This is a genomic window from Pseudomonas sp. MWU13-2105 (assembly GCF_023242315.1).
Classification (GTDB): Bacteria; Pseudomonadota; Gammaproteobacteria; order Pseudomonadales; family Pseudomonadaceae; genus Aquipseudomonas.
Genome location: NZ_JALLIY010000018.1, coordinates 1 through 15,746 on the forward strand (window position 1 = coordinate 1; position 15,746 = coordinate 15,746).

A 15,746-nucleotide genomic window follows, 5' to 3' on the forward strand; every position below is an offset into this window, starting at 1 on the left:
GCGCGGATGCCTGCCAGTGGCGGTCTGGCGGTGTACAATGCGCGGCGTTTTACCTGTGACTCAACTGCGTACCCGCGCATTTTTGTGGCTTTCGACGGTGGCCTTGCGACACCCCGAAAGCCCGTGCACTTCAAGGCTACCCGCCTTGTTCACTCCATCGCGTCATAAGCGTGATGGGTTCGATTTCGTCACAGATAAAAACAAACAGGTGACGCATGACCCCTGATACACCCCTTGCTTCGGGCGAGCTTAAACGCGGCCTGAAAAATCGTCATATCCAATTGATCGCCCTCGGCGGCGCCATCGGCACCGGCCTGTTCCTCGGTTCGGCCGGGGTGCTCAAATCCGCCGGTCCGTCGATGATCCTCGGCTACGCCATCTGCGGTTTTATCGCTTTCATGATCATGCGCCAGTTGGGCGAAATGATCGTCGAAGAACCGGTTGCCGGCTCGTTCAGCCACTTTGCCCACAAGTACTGGGGCGGTTTCGCCGGTTTTCTGTCGGGCTGGAACTGCTGGATCCTCTACATCCTGGTGGGCATGTCGGAACTGACCGCGGTCGGCAAGTACATTCACTACTGGTGGCCCGATGTCCCGACCTGGGTCTCGGCGGCGGCGTTCTTCGTTTTGATCAATGCGATCAACCTGGCCAACGTCAAGGTCTTCGGCGAGGCGGAATTCTGGTTCGCGATTATCAAGGTGGTGGCGATCGTCGGCATGATTGCCCTGGGCAGCTACCTGCTGGTCAGTGGCCACGGCGGTCCGCAGGCCTCGGTCAGCAACCTGTGGGAACACGGCGGGTTCTTCCCCAATGGCGTTAGTGGCCTGGTGATGGCCATGGCGATCATCATGTTTTCCTTCGGTGGCCTGGAAATGCTCGGTTTTACCGCTGCTGAAGCCGACAAGCCGAAAACCGTGATTCCCAAGGCGATCAACCAGGTGATCTACCGGATCCTGATTTTCTACATCGGTGCCCTGGTGATCCTGCTGTCGCTGACCCCCTGGGACAGCCTGCTGAGCACACTCAACGCTTCGGGTGATTCCTACAGCGGCAGCCCGTTCGTCCAGGTGTTCTCGATGCTCGGTAGCAATACCGCGGCGCATATCCTCAACTTCGTGGTGCTGACGGCGGCGCTGTCGGTGTACAACAGCGGTACCTACTGCAACAGCCGCATGCTGCTGGGCATGGCCGAGCAGGGCGACGCGCCTAAGGTGCTGGCCAAGATTGACAAGCGCGGCGTGCCAGTGCGCTCTATCCTGGCCTCGGCGCTGGTGACCTTCATCGCGGTGCTGATGAACTACCTGATGCCGCAACAGGCCCTGGAATTGCTGATGTCGCTGGTGGTGGCGACCCTGGTGATCAACTGGGCGATGATCAGCTACTCGCACTTCAAGTTCCGCCAGCACATGGATCGGAGCCAGCAGCGCCCGCTGTTCAAGGCCCTGTGGTACCCCTATGGCAACTATGTGTGCCTGGCATTCGTGGTGTTTATCCTCGGCGTCATGTTGATGATCCCGGGGATCCAGGTCTCGGTATATGCGATTCCGGTCTGGGTGGTGTTCATGTGGGTCTGCTACGGCATCAAGAATCGGCGTAGTACCCAGCAGGCCTTGCTGGCGGTGAAGTAGGCTTTTATCCGTTGCCAGAACAAACCCGGCGGCTGCCGGGTTTGTTGTTTCTGCACGGTTGGGGCGTGGGCGAATCGGCTCGTCGCGCTATGGATCGGGTATCCTGAACACCCCGATGTCGGACGCTTTTCAAATGCTGGTGATTTCCAACAATGTGCATCTGCCCGATGCCGAGATCGAGTGGACGGCCATTCGTGCCCAGGGTGCGGGCGGGCAGAACGTCAACAAGGTCTCCAGCGCGGTGCACCTGCGTTTTGATATTCCGGCCTCGTCCCTGCCACCGTTCTACAAGGAGCGCCTGCTGGCCCTGCGCGACAGTCGTATCACCAGCGAAGGGGTGATCGTGATCAAGGCCCAGCAGTACCGGACCCAGGAGCAGAATCGCAACGATGCCCTGGAGCGCTTGGTCGAGCTTATCCTCAGTGCCACCAAGGTGGAGAAGAAACGCCGTCCGACCAAGCCGACCCTCGGTTCGAAGAAGCGGCGCCTGGAAGGCAAGTCCCAGCGCGGCGCGATCAAGGCCGGGCGGGGCAAGATCGATTTCTAGGCCTGCTTTGTGGGAGCCGGCAACCCGGCCCCCACAGGGGTTATGGTGCTCTTGATCGCGAGCGGTTCTCAGGTCTTGTCGCGCGCCGCTCGTTGTTTCGGTGCCTGCCGGTAGAGATACAGGCTCAGCAGCAATCCGGACAGTGACGCCAGGGCGGCGAACAGGAAGATCGAGGCAAAGCCCAGGCCCGCCGCAATTGCCCCGGCCAGGGGGCCGGTAATTCCCAGCGACAGGTCGATGAACAACGAGTAGGCACCCACCGCCGCGCCGCGGCTGGAGGCTGGTACCAGGTTCACCGCTTCCACCCCCAGCGCCGGGAACACCAACGAGAAACCGAAGCCGCTCAACGCCGCCCCCGCCAGTGCCCAATGGGCATCCGGCGCCAGCCACAACAGCAGCAGGCCGAGGGTTTCCACCGACAGGCAGGCGATCGCCACGCGAAAGCCCCCGAGCCGATTGATCAGGTTGCCGAACAGCAGTCGCGCCCCGATAAAACTGGCGCCGAACAGGCTCAGGCAGAGCACCGCGTTGGCCCAGTGCTGGGTGGCGTAATACAGGGTGATAAAGGTCGCGATGGTGCCAAAACCGATGGAGCCCAGGGCCAGGCCGGTGCCATGGGGCAGCACGCGGCCCAGTACATGGAGGAACGGCAGGCGTTCGCCGGCGACAATCGGTGCGGCCAGCTTGGGCCAGGCCAGCAACAGCCCCAGCACGGCCAGCAGCAGGATGCTCATGCCCATGCTCCACAGGCCCAACTGACCGACCAGCCACACCCCCAGCGGCGCACCGATGGCCAGTGCGCCGTAGCTGGCGATGCCGTTCCAGGAAATCACCTTGGCGGTGTTCGCCGCGCCGACCCGGCCTATGCCCCAGCCGATGGAGCCGGAGCCCACCAAACTTTCCGCGCTGCCCAGTACCAGGCGGCCGATAAACAGGCTGATCAGGCTCAGCAGCGGCAGGCTTTGCAGAAAGCTCGAGAGCAGCATGAACACGCCACTCAGGCCGCAGCCGGCCAGGCCGATCATCACCGCGCGCTTGCTGCCCTGGTTATCGATGATCCGGCTGGCGTAGGGGCGGCTCAGCAGGGTCGCCAGGTACTGGACGCTGATCACCAACCCTGCGATCACCGTGCCGAAGCCCAGGTCGCTGTGGACGTAGCCGGGCAGCACGGCCAGGGGAATGCCGATGTTCAGGTAACCGATAAAGGTAAACAGGACAATGGAAACGACTTGCAGCGTGACCGCCAGGGGGCGCTGTGTATCTGACATGGACAAGAACCACCGTTGCCGCGGAGAAGAAAGATAGGAGGCTTATGATAACGGTGAGAGGCCGCTTGCAGGGACGTTAAATCGAAAAAAGCTCGGCGGAGAATGTGTCCGGTTGCGCGAAAAGCATCAGGGAACGGGCTTTTCACGCGACCGGTAGGGCAAGCGTTCAGTCTTCGCTGTCGGCCTTGAGGCGGTCCGCGGCCTCGTTGTTTACCGGCTGCTGGGCAGCGGCTTGTGACGGGGTTTTCTGCTCAGTCTCGTGCAGGCTTGGGAAGGGGAAGTTGGGTATCTCATGCATCGTCGTCGCTCCTCGCAAGGTCTGTTTTTTAAATCGCTGGGTAGATCCGCGCTTTTAAAAAGCCTGGGCAGGATACAGCAGTGAAAATGACAGAAAGACTTTTTCGCCCCGGCTTCGACGGCCGTTCGTCAGGACCGATACCTTGCCGCGTGGATGATGAGTCCTGTCGGAACCGACTTGCCGGCAATGATGCCGGCAAGTCTTGCATCGACCTTGCGGATGCTATCGCCGCGGTGCGGTGGCCCGACAAGCCGGTTACGGCAACGGTCAAGGACTGACGGTGATTTTTCCGATCATCTGCGGATGCAGCGCACAGAAATATTCATAGGTGCCCGCAGTCTTGAACTCATAGGAAAAACTGTCATTGGTGTCCAGCGCGGCCGAGCGGAACAGCTTGTGGGTTTCGGCCACCGTATGGGGGATCTGGTCATCGTTGACCCAGGTCACCTTGGTGCCGAGCGCGACAGTCAGGTCCTTGGGGCCGAACATGAACTCCTTGATATCGATTTTCACTTCCTGCGCCCACACCGGGATCGAGAGTGCCAGGCCGGCCAGCATCAGTCCTTGCAATAGTCTTTTCATTCGTCCGCCCTCCTTAAATCAGTGTCGAGTCGATCAGCGCCAACGGATGATCGCCTTGTGTCGCGCGGACATCGGTGATCCCCAGGTAATTGCGCAACTGATCGGCGGCCACGGTCATCGGTCCCGGTGCCGGTGCCGCCCCCGGTGCCGGCTGCGGATAGGCCGTGCCGCGCGCGGTGTGAAAGGTGATATTGCCCTCGATCTTCTGGATCACCTGATGGATATGACCGTTGAGCACGGTCACCGAACCGTATTTGCGCAGCAGGGCAATCGCCTGGTCGCCGTCCTCGGTGCCCCAGCCCCAGGGTTGGTAGATGGTCCACAGCGGAATATGGGTGAACACCACGATCGGCGTGCTCGTCGCCACCGCCCGCAGGTCATCGGCCAGCCAGGCGATCTGCTCGGCGCCGAGGCTGGCTTCATGGCCGGCCTGGAAGTTGAAGACGTTGACCAGCGCGATGAAGTGCACGCCATGGTCGTCGAAGCTGTACCAGCCATTGCCCTTGGTGCCCTTGCCATAACGCTGCAGGTAGAGCTGGCCGCCGCCCTCGTCGAGGGTGTCGTGTTCACCCGGCACGTAGTGCACGGTCGCGGGCAGGGCCTTGAGCAATTGCGCGGCGGTGTCGAACTCCTCGGGCTTGCTGAGGTGGGTGATATCTCCCGTGTGGAGAATCAGCGACGGCCGTTTGGGCAGGGCGATGACCTTGTCGATGGCCACTTGCAGGGTTTTCACCGGTTCGGGGTTGGCTTCCTTGTTGAAGCCGATATGTGAATCGCTGATTTGTACGAAATGAAAGTTCGCGGCCAGTGCGGCAGGGTCCGTGGGCTGGCCATTCTGGTCCAGGGCAAAGGCGCGCGGGATACCGCCGCTCAAGGCCCAGAGGACCCCGGCGCCGGCCCAGGCCGAGCATTTGAGCAGGGTCCGGCGGTCGGGGTCGAGCGGGCCGTCGGTACGTTTGTCGTGGGGTGTTGGGTGCAGGTCCATGGGAACGCCCTCGCTGGCGGTCTACAGTGATTGAGCTCACATCTGTAAAACCGGGCGGCACGGGGCTTTATTCCAGAAAATTAAAAAAATATTTCGGGAATAAAACAGCGGCTTTCACCGTTATAGGGACAAAGGTATCGGAGCCATTATGAAGCGATTCGAGGCGCTGTTCGCGCCGCATCTGGATGCGGCCTATAACCTCGCGCGCTGGCTCACCGACAGTGAGAGCGCCGCGCAGGATGTGGTCCAGGAAAGTGCCTTCAGGGCCTTCAAGTTCCAGCACCGGTTTGTCGACGGCAATGCCAAGGCCTGGTTCCTGACCATTGTCCGCAATGAAAGCTACAACTGGCTCAAGGCCTCGATGGGCGCGCGCTGGGTGGCCCTCGACGAGGAATGGTTGCAGGACGACCCGGCGTTGGCCGATGTGTGCACACCGGAATCCCAGGTCATCCGGGCCCAGGCGGCCGAGCAGGTCCGGCTGGGGCTGCTGGCGTTGGCGCCGGCCTTTCGTGAAGTGATCGTCCTGAAGGAGTTGGAAGACATGCCCTACAAGGACATAGCGAAAATCGTCGATATTCCCTTGGGCACCGTCATGTCGCGGCTGGCCCGGGCCCGCGCGATGCTCAAGCGCGAACTGCTGAAGTTGCACCCTTATGAATGATCTCGACTGCAAGACCTGTGATGAATTGATCCATGGCTACCTCGACCATGAACTGGACGCGACGACCGCGGCGCGAGTGGCCGGGCACCTGGCGGGCTGCGCGGAGTGCGCACGCCGGTATGAGCATGCCCGTCAATTGATCGACGACGTCAAAAAACGAGCACCCTATTACCGTGCTCCCGAGGCCCTGAACCTGAGCCTGCTGGCTGCGGCCCCGAAGCGTCCTTCGACCTTGATGGGTTTCATGCAGGGGCTGCGGGCGCTCTCGGGGCGCTGGTGGGCTCCGGCGTTTTCAACCCTGGCGTTGAGCCTGGCGGTCATGCTCTACGTGGTGACGCCGTCCGCCGAGCAACCCTGGCTGGATGAGGCGGTGTCCAGCCATGTGCGTTCGTTGATGGCCGAGCATTTGAACGATGTGGTGTCGTCCGACCGGCATACGGTGAAACCCTGGTTCACCGGCAAGCTCGACTTCGCGCCACCGGTCTTCGATTATGCGGCGCAGGGTTATCCGTTGTTGGGCGGTCGCCTGGACTATCTGCAGCACCAGACCGCCGCGGCATTGGCGTATCGGCATGCCAAGCACACCATCAACCTGTTCATCCTGCCGACGGCCGAGGTTGATCGGGCACGGGAGAGCTTGTCTTTGCGGGGCTACAACGTGGTGTCGTGGCGGCGCGATCACCTGCGCTTCATCCTGGTTTCTGACCTGGAGAAGGGCGAACTCGAGGCGTTCGGGGAGTTGATCGAGAAGGGCGGGTGAGTCACGCCGGGCATCAAGTCCGGTCTGATCTTGAAGACACAACTGAACCTGTAGGAGCCGGCCTGCCGGCGATAGCGGCGGTGAATGTTACATCGCCATCGCCGGCAGGCCGGCTCCTACAGGAGTACGCGTCGTTGCTTCAGTCCTTGCACACAGCAGCAATCGCCTGCGCCAGCGCAGCCAGGCGTGTCGCGTCGATACCCGCCACGTTGGCCCGGCCGGAGCTGACCATATACACGCTGTGCTCGTCGCGCAGGCGTTTGACCTGGGCCGGCGACAAACCGGTGTAGGAGAACATGCCGCGCTGCACGCCAATATGCGCGAAGCGCTCGGCCAGGCCATGGGGCTGCAGGGCTTCCACCAGGCCGCTGCGCAGTTGCGCAATACGCAAACGCATGGCTTCCACTTCATCGGCCCACAGGCTTTTCAGCTCGGGGTCGCCAAGAATCGTGGTAACTACCGCCGCGCCGTGATCCGGCGGGTTCGACCACAGGTTGCGCGCTACCGCCGCCAGTTGGCTGCGCACGTCCAGCAGCTTTTCAGCATCGCCGGTGCAGACGATCAGCACACCGGTGCGCTCGCGGTACAGGCCGAAATTCTTCGAACAGGAACTGGTGATCAGCACTTCCGGCAGTTCCCGGGCGAACAATCGCACGGCCCAGGCATCCTGCTCCACGCCATCGCCAAAGCCCTGGTAGGCGAAGTCGATCAGCGGCAGCAGTTCACGGTGACGGACAATCTCCAGCACCTTGTACCAGTCATCGTGGGACAGGTCGAAACCGGTCGGGTTGTGGCAGCAGGCGTGCAGCAGCACCACGTCACCCCGCGGCACCTGTTCCAGGGCGGCGAGCATGCCCTCGACATTCAGGCGATTGTCGCTGCCGACGTAAGGGTAGTGACCGATCTTCAAGCCGGCGGCGGCGAAGATGGTCTCGTGGATCGGCCAGGTCGGATCACTGAGCCAGATGCCGCGGCCCGGCAGGCAGTGGGCGATAAAGTCGGCACTCAGGCGCAAGGCGCCGGTGCCGCCCGGGGTCTGGGTCGCGCCGACACGCTGGGCAGCGATCAGCGGCGAGTCGGCACCCATCACCAGTTCGTTGAGCAGGCTGCCGAAGCGCAGGTCGCCGTGGCCACCGATATAAGACTTGGTCCGTTGCTCGTTCACCAATCGCTGCTCGGCCAGCTTGACCGATTGCAGGATCGGGGTCAGGCCCTGGGCATCCTTGTAGACGCCGACGCCCAGGTCGAACTTGCGTGGATTGGGGTCCTGGGCATAAGCCTCCAGCAACCCGAGAATCGGGTCGCCGGGTACACGCGCGATGGCGTCGAAATGCATTATTTACGGCCCTCGGCGGCGTGGCTGACCTCGTCGGTACGTGCCGCCATGATGAAATCGTTACGGTGCAGGCCCTTGATCGAATGGCTCCACCAGGTCACGGTGACTTTGCCCCATTCGGTCAGCAGGCCCGGGTGATGGCCTTCGGCTTCGGAAATCTCGCCGACGGCATTGGTGAAGGCCAGGGCGAACTTGAAGTTCTTGAACAGGAAGACCTTCTCCAGTTGCATGATGCCGTCACGCACTTCGATGTTCCAGTCCGGAATCTGTTTGATCAGCAGCGGCAGTTCTTCGTCGCTGACCTGTGGGGCATCGGCGCGGCAGGCTTCGCAGTGGGCTTGGTTCAAGGTGTTCATGGTGGATTCCTGAAATCGTTTTTTTATTCAAGGACGCCGTTCGAATACGTTATTCGAAAACGTCGGTTCGAGAAAGCCGCACGTACCGCGCAAAGTTGCGGATCAGGCGGCCTTGGGCGGGAACTTCGGTGCGTGCAGGCCCAGCTGCATGCCACGCTCGACCATGCCCATGATGTCTTCGTGGGCCAGGTCGAATAACCGCTTGAGGTTTGGCAGGACGAAGTACAGCGGCTGCAGGATGTCGATACGATACGGCGTGCGCATCGCTTCCAGTGGATCGAACAGCTGGTGCTCGGGCTGGTTGGACAGGCTGTACACGGTCTCCTTCGGCGAGGAGAGAATGCCGCCGCCATAGATCCGCCGGCCTTGCGGGGTGTCCACCAGGCCGAACTCGATGGTCATCCAGTACAGGCGCGCCAGGTACACCCGTTGCTCCTTGCTGGCTTGCAGGCCGAGCTTGCCGTAGGTGTGGGTGAATTCGGCGAACCAGGGGTTGGTCAGCAGCGGGCAGTGGCCAAAGATCTCGTGGAAGATATCCGGTTCTTGCAGGTAGTCGAGTTCTTCTTCGGTGCGGATAAAGGTGGCTACCGGAAACTGCTTGTTGGCCAGCAGTTCAAAAAAAGTCTGGAACGGAATCAGCGCCGGTACCCGGGCGACTTGCCATCCCGTGGTGGCAGCGAGGACCTGGTTGATTTCGCTGAGTTGCGGAATCCGCTCGTGGGGCAGGGCCAGCTTCTCGATACCGTCCAGGTATTCCTGGCACGCACGCCCCTCGATCACTTTCAGTTGGCGAGTGATCAGGGTATTCCACACGGCATGCTCGGCGGCCGGGTAGTCGATAAAACCTTGCGCATCGGGCTCGCGAGCCACGTAGTGCGTCTGCTTCATACAGCTCTCCTGCGGGGGGATTTGTTCTTGTTATGTGCGGCGTTGGGTCTAGTGTTAACCCGTTGCGGGGTCGTGCGCATCGGGGGTAAAGCGCTAAAGGTCCGGATGAACGCTGCTATTTCGTAAAGAAAACGTTACGAAATGACGCTTTGCTGGTGTATGAGGCGTTTTGAGGTGGTGATTAGCAGGGTTTTTGTCACATAATCTTTACGACTAACTGCGGCGTACTGAAAAAAGTGCTGCTTTTTGTAGGAGCGAGCTTGCTCGCGATGGAGGTCAACGATAGCTCGGGAAATCTGATGTCCCGTGGCGTCTGGGCGATCATCGCGAGTAATCGAGCGTCGACCGGCTGCTCCTGCGGGGAGCATGCGTGTCCCGGCCATCGTTATTTTTCGAGCCTTTCCATGCGTATCAAAGTGCACTGCCAGAACCGCATCGGCATTCTTCGCGACATTCTCAACCTGCTGGTGGACTACGGCATCAACGTCGCCCGTGGCGAGGTCGGCGGCGATCAGGGCAATGCCATCTATCTGCACTGCCCGAATCTGATCAACCTGCAGTTCCAGGCCTTGCGACCGAAGTTCGAAACCATTGCCGGGGTGTTTGGCGTCAAGCGCGTCGGCCTGATGCCCAGTGAGCGGCGGCATATGGAGCTCAACGCCTTGCTCGGGGCCCTGGAGTTTCCGGTGCTGTCCATCGACATGGGCGGCTCGATTGTCGCGGCCAACCGGGCGGCGGCGCAGCTGCTCGGGGTCCGGGTCGACGAGGTGCCGGGCATCCCGCTGGCGCGTTATGCGCCGGATTTCGACCTGCCCGAGCTGGTGCGGGCCAATCAATCGCGGATCAATGGCCTGCGGGTCAAGATCAAGGGTGACGTTTTCCTGGCGGATATCGCGCCGTTGCAGTCTGAGCACGATGACAGCGAGGCGATGGCCGGCGCGGTGCTGACCCTTCACCGCGCCGACCAGGTCGGCGAGCGTATCTACAATGTGCGCAAGCAGGAGCTGCGCGGCTTCGACAGTATTTTCCAGAGTTCGAAAGTCATGGCCGCGGTGGTCCGCGAGGCCCGGCGCATGGCTCCGCTGGATGCGCCGTTGCTGATCGAGGGCGAAACCGGGACCGGCAAGGAATTGCTGGCGAGGGCCTGTCACCTGGCCAGTCCGCGGGGCCAGGCGCCATTGATGGCACTCAACTGCGCCGGTTTGCCAGAGTCCATGGCCGAAACCGAACTGTTCGGCTACGGTCCCGGCGCGTTCGAGGGGGCGCGCGCCGAGGGCAAGCTCGGCTTGCTCGAGCTGACCGCCGGCGGCACCCTGTTTCTCGACGGGGTGGGGGAGATGAGCCCGCGCCTGCAGGTCAAGTTATTGCGTTTTCTCCAGGACGGTGGGTTTCGTCGGGTCGGCAGCGACGAAGAGGTGTACCTGGATGTGCGGGTGATCTGCGCAACCCAGGTCGACCTCTCGGAGCTGTGTTCGCGCGGCGAGTTTCGCCAGGACCTCTATCACCGTCTCAACGTGTTGTCCCTGCATATTCCACCGCTGCGTGAGTGCCTGGATGGGTTGACCCCGCTGGTAGAGCATTTTCTCGACCAGGCCAGTCGGCAGATCGGCTGCCCATTGCCGAAGCTGGCGCCGGCGGCGATGGATCGTCTGGCGCACTACCACTGGCCGGGTAACGTCCGGCAGTTGGAGAACGTGCTGTTCCAGGCGGTTTCCCTGTGTGAGGGCGGGGTGGTCAAGGCCGAGCATATCCGCTTGCCGGACTATGGCGTGCGCCAACCCCTGGGGGATTTTTCCCTGGAGGGCGGCTTGGATGAGATTGTCGGGCGGTTCGAACGGGCAGTGTTGGAGCGCCTGTACTCGGAGTATCCGAGCAGTCGCTTGCTGGGCAAGCGCCTGGGGGTTTCCCATACCACCATCGCCAACAAGCTGAAGGTGTATGACGTGGGCAAAGGCGTATAGCTGCGGCCGATGGGATTTTGAATGTAGCGCGAACCTGATAGGAGCCGGCAAGCCAGCTCCTGGGGTGAGCGCGTGACGTCAGATGTGGAAGTAACCCACGCACGAGTCGAACGGCAGGCGCTTGAGTTCGATCTTGTTCATGTCGAACACTTCGCGCAGGGCCTTGGTTTCGCCCGGGAAGTTGCGATAGGCAACTTCGTCGAGGACCACGATGGCACCTTTGGGCATGTACGGCAGGAAGGTTTCCAGGGCGACCTTGGTCGGCTCGTAGAGGTCGGTGTCAAGGATCAGCATCGCCACTACCAGGTCCGGACGGGATTTGACGAACTCCGGCACGGTCTTGCAGATGTCGCCCTTGACCAGCTCGCAGCGCGGGATACGGTTGACCGGGCGCAGCAGGTCGTTGGCGTCGATCATGTCCTGGATCAGCGACTGGTCGGTGTCGGAGAACATGTTCTCGTTGATGTCGGCCGGGTCCTCATCCTTGTTGATGCTGGTGAAGCCTTCGAAGGTGTCGAAACCGACGATCGAACGGTTGATCGCATACGTCTTGTGCCGCTGGTTGTTGATCCAGTCGTTCAGGCTCCAGTCCTTCGAGGTATTGAGCACCGGCTTTTCGAAGTGGCCGACGTTGATCATCATAGTCTGGTTCGGGGCGATGGTGTAGACCGGCATCCAGATGTTGATCTGGCAATCGACGCTGCACAGGTTCGCGTCAGCTCTCCTGAATACTGTGGCTAATTCTGGGTGTAGGCAATCGCTGGACAAACTTTACGTTGGTCACCGTATGCCGGGTTGGCTGGCAAGTTCTATTCCAGGGTGGTTTTTCTGGCGTCCGCGGCACTGGGGAGCGCGACCGACATTTGCCGCCAGCGGCATAACCGCGCCGTTTTTTCGTCTGCCCGCAAGACCTTGAAAGCCTGCGAAATGTACTCAGGTCCCGGCCAGGCGGCTTGTCCTGCGTCAAAAAACAAGTTGGTTCGGAAATTGCTTGCGCCTCTCGCAGTACAGCGGTGGCGGCAAACGTCCGTCAGGAAGAGGAAAGACTGTGGACAAGTACCTTTACGTGGCAATGACCGGTGCGGCCCAGAACGCCTTGGCGCAAAAGGCCCATGCCAACAATCTGGCGAACCTCTCGACCAACGGTTTTCAGCGTGACCTGGAACAGGCCCGTTCGATGCCGGTGTTTGGTGACAGCTTTCCGTCACGTGCCTACGCCATGTCCGAGCGCCCGGCCACGGATTTCTCGGAAGGCCCGATGGTCGAGACCGGTCGCGATCTCGACGTGGCGGTGTCCGGTGAGGGTTGGGTTGCCGTGCAGACGCCTGACGGCAGCGAAGGTTATGTGCGCACCGCGAGCATGAATATTGACGCCCTCGGGGTGCTGCGTGCCGGTAATGGCATGCCGGTCATGGGCAACGGCGGGCCGATCGCCGTGCCGCCCCAATCGAAGATCGAAGTGGGCGAGGACGGCACCATCAGCATTCGAGCCATGGGCGAAGGTCCGCGGGTGGTGGCCGAGGTCGACCGCATCAAGCTGGTCAACCCGGACCTCAAGAACATGATCAAGGGCCCCGATGCCGTGGTGCATACCAAAGACGGTACGACCGCGCCGGTCGACGCCAACGTCAAGGTGGTCTCGGGCTTCCTGGTGGGCAGCAACGTCAATGCCGTCGAGGAAATGACCTCGGTACTGGCGCTGTCCAAACAGTTCGAATTGCACATCAAGATGATGAACACCGCCAAAGACGATGACACGGCTATGGCTCGGGTCTTGCAGAACAGCTAATCACCAGAACGTAGCGCCGTAAAACAGGCGCGCGAAGGAGAACAGAATGCTTCCGGCTCTATGGGTTGCAAAAACAGGTTTGGCGGCACAAGACACCAACCTGACGACTATTTCCAACAACCTGGCCAACGTCTCGACCACCGGCTTCAAACGTGATCGCGCCGAGTTCCAGGACCTGCTGTACCAGATCAAGCGTCAGCCGGGTGCCGAGTCGACCCAGGACAGCGAACTGCCGTCGGGCCTGCAACTGGGTACCGGTGTGCGGATCGTCGGCACCCAGAAGAACTTCGCCGCCGGTAGCCTGCAAACCACCGACCAGCCGCTGGACATGGCCGTCAACGGCCGGGGCTTCTTCCAGATCCTGCAACCGGACGGCACCACGGCGTACACCCGTGACGGTACCTTCCACCTGAGTAACACCGGGCAGATCGTCACCGCCAGCGGTTTCACCCTGCAGCCGGCAATCATCATCCCGAACAATGCCCAGACCTTCACTGTCGGCAAGGACGGTACGGTCTCGATCACCGTCGCCGGCAACCCGGCTTCGCAGGTGATCGGCAATATCCAGACCGCCGACTTCATCAACCCGGCCGGCCTGCAGGCCGTGGGTGGCAACCTGTTCCTGGAAACCGCCGCCAGTGGTGCGCCTCAGGTCGGCACCCCGGGCCTCAACGGTTTTGGTACCACCGAGCAGAGCACCCTGGAAACTTCCAACGTCAGCACCGTGGAAGAAATGGTCAACATGATCACTACCCAGCGTGCCTACGAGATGAACTCCAAGGTGATTTCCACCGCCGACCAGATGCTCCAGTACGTCGCACAGAACCTGTAATCAAGTCTATGAGGCGGCCTGAAGGGCGCCTGCAACACCGTGAGGTAATAGGGTCATGAATCGGTTGTTTTCCATGCTCGCGTTGAGCGCGATGGCGCTGTTGGCCGGCTGTATGAGCCCGCCGCCCAAGCCCAATGACCCGTATTACGCCCCGGTGATGCCGCGCACCCCATTGCCCGCCGCGGCGAACAACGGTTCGATCTACCAGGCCGGTTTCGAGCAGAACTTGTATGGCGACCGCAAGGCGTTCCGGGTCGGTGACATTGTCACCATCACCCTGAACGAAGCTACCCAGGCGAGCAAGAACGCCAACTCCGACCTGTCGAAGAAGGATTCCAACAACTTTGGCCTGACCACGCTTTTCGGCTCGTCGGTGACCAGCGGTAACGCGAACCTGAATGTCGGCTATGGCGGCACCAAGACCACCGACGGTACCTCCAAGGCCGCGCAGAGCAATAGCCTGACCGGTTCGATCACCGTGACCGTGGCCGACGTATTGCCCAACGGCATTATCGCGGTACGCGGCGAGAAGTGGTTGACCCTCAACACCGGCAATGAGCTGGTGCGTATCGCCGGGCTGGTCCGGGCGGATGATATCGCCACCGACAACACCGTTCCGTCCACTCGCGTGGCCGATGCGCGCATCACCTACTCGGGTACTGGCGCCTTTGCCGATACGAGCCAGCCGGGTTGGCTCGACCGCTTCTTCCTCAGCCCGCTCTGGCCTTTCTAGGTGCTATGACCATGTTCAATCTCAAGCATCTGATGGCGGCTGTGCTGCTGATGTCTACCGCTTTCGCTGCCCAGGCCGAGCGGTTGAAGGACATCGCCAGTATCTCCGGCGTGCGCTCCAACCAGCTGATCGGCTACGGCCTGGTGGTCGGTCTCAACGGCTCGGGTGACCAGACCACGCAGACACCGTTCACCTTGCAGACCTTCAATAACATGCTCTCGCAGTTCGGTATCAAGGTGCCTGCCAACGCCGGTACCGTGCAGTTGAAGAACGTCGCGGCGGTGTCGATCAGTGCCGATCTGCCGGCCTTCGCCAAGCCGGGGCAGGTGGTGGATATCACGGTCTCGTCCATCGGTAACGCCAAGAGCCTGCGCGGTGGCACCCTGTTGATGACGCCGCTCAAGGGGATCGACGGTAATGTCTACGCCATCGCCCAGGGTAACCTAGTGGTGGGTGGTTTCGATGCTTCGGGCGCGGATGGTTCGAAGATCACCGTCAACGTTCCGTCGGCCGGCCGCATTCCCGGTGGGGCTTCGGTGGAGCGCGCGGTACCGAGTGGTTTCAACCAGGGCAACAGCCTGATCCTGAACCTCAACCGTTCCGACTTCACCACCGCCAAGCGGGTGGTCGACAAGGTCAACGACATGCTCGGCCCGGGCGTAGCCCAGGCCATCGACGGCGGTTCGATCCGGGTCACCGCGCCGCTCGATCCGAGCCAGCGGGTCGACTACCTGTCGATCCTGGAAAACCTCGAGGTCGATCCGGGCCAGGCGGTGGCGAAAGTCATCATCAATTCGCGTACCGGTACCATCGTGATCGGCCAGAACGTCAAGGTGTCGCCGGCCGCGGTGACCCACGGCAGCCTGACCGTGACCATCACCGAAGACCCGATCGTCAGCCAGCCGGGGCCGCTGTCCAACGGCACCACGGCGGTGGTCCCGCGTTCGCGGGTCAATGCCCAGCAGGAAGCCAAGCCGATGTTCAAGTTCGGCCCGGGGACCACCCTGGACGAGATCGTCCGTGCGGTGAACCAGGTGGGGGCGGCGCCAGGCGATTTGATGGCGATTCTCGAAGCCTTGAAACAGGCCGGCGCCTTGCAAGCCGACCTGATCGTGATTTGAG

At 61.4% G+C, this 15,746-nt stretch carries 16 protein-coding genes and 1 pseudogene; 9 read left to right on the plus strand and 8 right to left on the minus strand.

Annotation, left to right across the window (positions count from 1 at the left end):
* The first annotated feature begins 215 nt into the window (after positions 1-215).
* Entirely contained in the window at positions 216-1,628 is a 1,413-nt protein-coding gene (locus M5B96_RS24150) for an amino acid permease (RefSeq protein WP_248799510.1), read from the plus strand.
* Positions 1,629-1,761: 133 nt separating this feature from the next.
* Positions 1,762-2,175, plus strand: coding sequence for an alternative ribosome rescue aminoacyl-tRNA hydrolase ArfB (gene arfB, locus M5B96_RS24155; RefSeq protein ID WP_248799641.1), 414 nt, complete (start codon positions 1,762-1,764; stop codon positions 2,173-2,175).
* 68 nt (positions 2,176-2,243) lie between these two features.
* Here the strand turns inward: arfB and M5B96_RS24160 are convergent, their stop codons facing one another.
* The 4 genes from M5B96_RS24160 to M5B96_RS24170 form a co-directional block, all read right to left on the minus strand.
* On the minus strand, positions 2,244-3,443 hold the full coding sequence (locus M5B96_RS24160; RefSeq protein WP_248799511.1) for an MFS transporter: 1,200 nt from the start codon (positions 3,441-3,443) through the stop codon (positions 2,244-2,246).
* 166 nt (positions 3,444-3,609) lie between these two features.
* The gene (locus M5B96_RS32550) at positions 3,610-3,741 is read right to left on the minus strand and encodes a hypothetical protein (protein WP_263859677.1); all 132 of its coding nucleotides are present in this window, start codon (positions 3,739-3,741) and stop codon (positions 3,610-3,612) included.
* Between the two features lie 267 nt (positions 3,742-4,008).
* Positions 4,009-4,323, minus strand: coding sequence for a plastocyanin/azurin family copper-binding protein (locus M5B96_RS24165; protein ID WP_248799512.1), 315 nt, complete (start codon positions 4,321-4,323; stop codon positions 4,009-4,011).
* Positions 4,324-4,336: 13 nt separating this feature from the next.
* Positions 4,337-5,308 (minus strand): metallophosphoesterase family protein, encoded by a 972-nt coding sequence (locus M5B96_RS24170; protein ID WP_248799513.1) that lies wholly within the window; start codon positions 5,306-5,308, stop codon positions 4,337-4,339.
* Between the two features lie 148 nt (positions 5,309-5,456).
* Here M5B96_RS24170 and M5B96_RS24175 point away from each other — a divergent pair, with 148 nt between their 5' ends.
* Both M5B96_RS24175 and M5B96_RS24180 read left to right on the plus strand, forming a co-directional pair.
* The gene (locus tag M5B96_RS24175; RefSeq protein WP_248799514.1) at positions 5,457-5,969 is read left to right on the plus strand and encodes a sigma-70 family RNA polymerase sigma factor; all 513 of its coding nucleotides are present in this window, start codon (positions 5,457-5,459) and stop codon (positions 5,967-5,969) included.
* Positions 5,962-6,729, plus strand: a complete 768-nt coding sequence (locus M5B96_RS24180) for an anti-sigma factor family protein (protein ID WP_248799515.1) — start codon at positions 5,962-5,964, stop codon at positions 6,727-6,729. Before M5B96_RS24175 ends, M5B96_RS24180 begins: the two co-directional genes overlap by 8 nt.
* Before the next feature lie 139 nt (positions 6,730-6,868).
* On the opposite strand, the gene M5B96_RS24185 is transcribed toward M5B96_RS24180, so the two are convergent.
* The 3 genes from M5B96_RS24185 to phhA form a co-directional block, all read right to left on the minus strand.
* The gene (locus tag M5B96_RS24185; RefSeq protein WP_263859678.1) at positions 6,869-8,065 is read right to left on the minus strand and encodes an amino acid aminotransferase; all 1,197 of its coding nucleotides are present in this window, start codon (positions 8,063-8,065) and stop codon (positions 6,869-6,871) included.
* Positions 8,065-8,421 (minus strand): 4a-hydroxytetrahydrobiopterin dehydratase, encoded by a 357-nt coding sequence (locus M5B96_RS24190; protein WP_100938979.1) that lies wholly within the window; start codon positions 8,419-8,421, stop codon positions 8,065-8,067. The genes M5B96_RS24185 and M5B96_RS24190 overlap by 1 nt, the downstream gene beginning before the upstream one ends.
* Positions 8,422-8,523: 102 nt before the next feature.
* Positions 8,524-9,309 carry a phenylalanine 4-monooxygenase gene (gene phhA / locus M5B96_RS24195; protein ID WP_248799516.1) on the minus strand — a complete coding sequence of 262 codons (786 nt, stop codon included), beginning with the start codon at positions 9,307-9,309 and terminating at the stop codon, positions 8,524-8,526.
* 404 nt (positions 9,310-9,713) lie between these two features.
* Here phhA and M5B96_RS24200 point away from each other — a divergent pair, with 404 nt between their 5' ends.
* Complete coding sequence (locus M5B96_RS24200) at positions 9,714-11,270, plus strand: sigma-54-dependent transcriptional regulator (protein WP_248799517.1); 1,557 nt, start codon at positions 9,714-9,716, stop codon at positions 11,268-11,270.
* 78 nt (positions 11,271-11,348) lie between these two features.
* On the opposite strand, the pseudogene M5B96_RS24205 reads toward M5B96_RS24200, so the two are convergent.
* Positions 11,349-11,816: pseudogene (locus M5B96_RS24205) on the minus strand (TylF/MycF/NovP-related O-methyltransferase); the annotation flags it as partial.
* 502 nt (positions 11,817-12,318) lie between these two features.
* Between M5B96_RS24205 and M5B96_RS24210 the strand changes: the two are divergent.
* Genes M5B96_RS24210 through M5B96_RS24225 form a run of 4 tightly spaced genes read left to right on the plus strand, consistent with a single transcriptional unit; the run spans position 12,319 to position 15,745 of the window.
* The gene (locus M5B96_RS24210; protein ID WP_248799519.1) at positions 12,319-13,059 is read left to right on the plus strand and encodes a flagellar basal body rod protein FlgF; all 741 of its coding nucleotides are present in this window, start codon (positions 12,319-12,321) and stop codon (positions 13,057-13,059) included.
* A 46-nt stretch (positions 13,060-13,105) separates the two neighbouring features.
* Positions 13,106-13,891 (plus strand): flagellar basal-body rod protein FlgG, encoded by a 786-nt coding sequence (gene flgG, locus M5B96_RS24215; protein ID WP_248799520.1) that lies wholly within the window; start codon positions 13,106-13,108, stop codon positions 13,889-13,891.
* A gap of 55 nt (positions 13,892-13,946) precedes the next feature.
* Positions 13,947-14,624, plus strand: coding sequence for a flagellar basal body L-ring protein FlgH (gene flgH, locus M5B96_RS24220; RefSeq protein WP_248799521.1), 678 nt, complete (start codon positions 13,947-13,949; stop codon positions 14,622-14,624).
* Positions 14,625-14,635: 11 nt separating this feature from the next.
* Positions 14,636-15,745, plus strand: coding sequence for a flagellar basal body P-ring protein FlgI (locus M5B96_RS24225; RefSeq protein WP_248799522.1), 1,110 nt, complete (start codon positions 14,636-14,638; stop codon positions 15,743-15,745).
* The last annotated feature ends 1 nt before the right edge of the window (position 15,746 follow it).

What these genes read in the sequence shown, in the direction of transcription:
- M5B96_RS24180 (WP_248799515.1), top strand. Translation starts at nt 5,962, where the DNA reads ATGAATGATCTCGACTGCAAGACCTGTGATGAATTGATCCATGGCTAC.
- flgH (WP_248799521.1), top strand. Translation starts at nt 13,947, where the DNA reads ATGAATCGGTTGTTTTCCATGCTCGCGTTGAGCGCGATGGCGCTGTTG.
- M5B96_RS24185 (WP_263859678.1), bottom strand. Translation starts at nt 8,065, where the DNA reads ATGCATTTCGACGCCATCGCGCGTGTACCCGGCGACCCGATTCTCGGG.
- M5B96_RS24200 (WP_248799517.1), top strand. Translation starts at nt 9,714, where the DNA reads ATGCGTATCAAAGTGCACTGCCAGAACCGCATCGGCATTCTTCGCGAC.
- M5B96_RS24165 (WP_248799512.1), bottom strand. Translation starts at nt 4,323, where the DNA reads ATGAAAAGACTATTGCAAGGACTGATGCTGGCCGGCCTGGCACTCTCG.
- M5B96_RS24175 (WP_248799514.1), top strand. Translation starts at nt 5,457, where the DNA reads ATGAAGCGATTCGAGGCGCTGTTCGCGCCGCATCTGGATGCGGCCTAT.
- M5B96_RS24160 (WP_248799511.1), bottom strand. Translation starts at nt 3,443, where the DNA reads ATGTCAGATACACAGCGCCCCCTGGCGGTCACGCTGCAAGTCGTTTCC.
- phhA (WP_248799516.1), bottom strand. Translation starts at nt 9,309, where the DNA reads ATGAAGCAGACGCACTACGTGGCTCGCGAGCCCGATGCGCAAGGTTTT.
- M5B96_RS24170 (WP_248799513.1), bottom strand. Translation starts at nt 5,308, where the DNA reads ATGGACCTGCACCCAACACCCCACGACAAACGTACCGACGGCCCGCTC.
- M5B96_RS24190 (WP_100938979.1), bottom strand. Translation starts at nt 8,421, where the DNA reads ATGAACACCTTGAACCAAGCCCACTGCGAAGCCTGCCGCGCCGATGCC.
- M5B96_RS32550 (WP_263859677.1), bottom strand. Translation starts at nt 3,741, where the DNA reads ATGCATGAGATACCCAACTTCCCCTTCCCAAGCCTGCACGAGACTGAG.
- arfB (WP_248799641.1), top strand. Translation starts at nt 1,762, where the DNA reads ATGCTGGTGATTTCCAACAATGTGCATCTGCCCGATGCCGAGATCGAG.
- M5B96_RS24150 (WP_248799510.1), top strand. Translation starts at nt 216, where the DNA reads ATGACCCCTGATACACCCCTTGCTTCGGGCGAGCTTAAACGCGGCCTG.
- flgG (WP_248799520.1), top strand. Translation starts at nt 13,106, where the DNA reads ATGCTTCCGGCTCTATGGGTTGCAAAAACAGGTTTGGCGGCACAAGAC.
- M5B96_RS24225 (WP_248799522.1), top strand. Translation starts at nt 14,636, where the DNA reads ATGTTCAATCTCAAGCATCTGATGGCGGCTGTGCTGCTGATGTCTACC.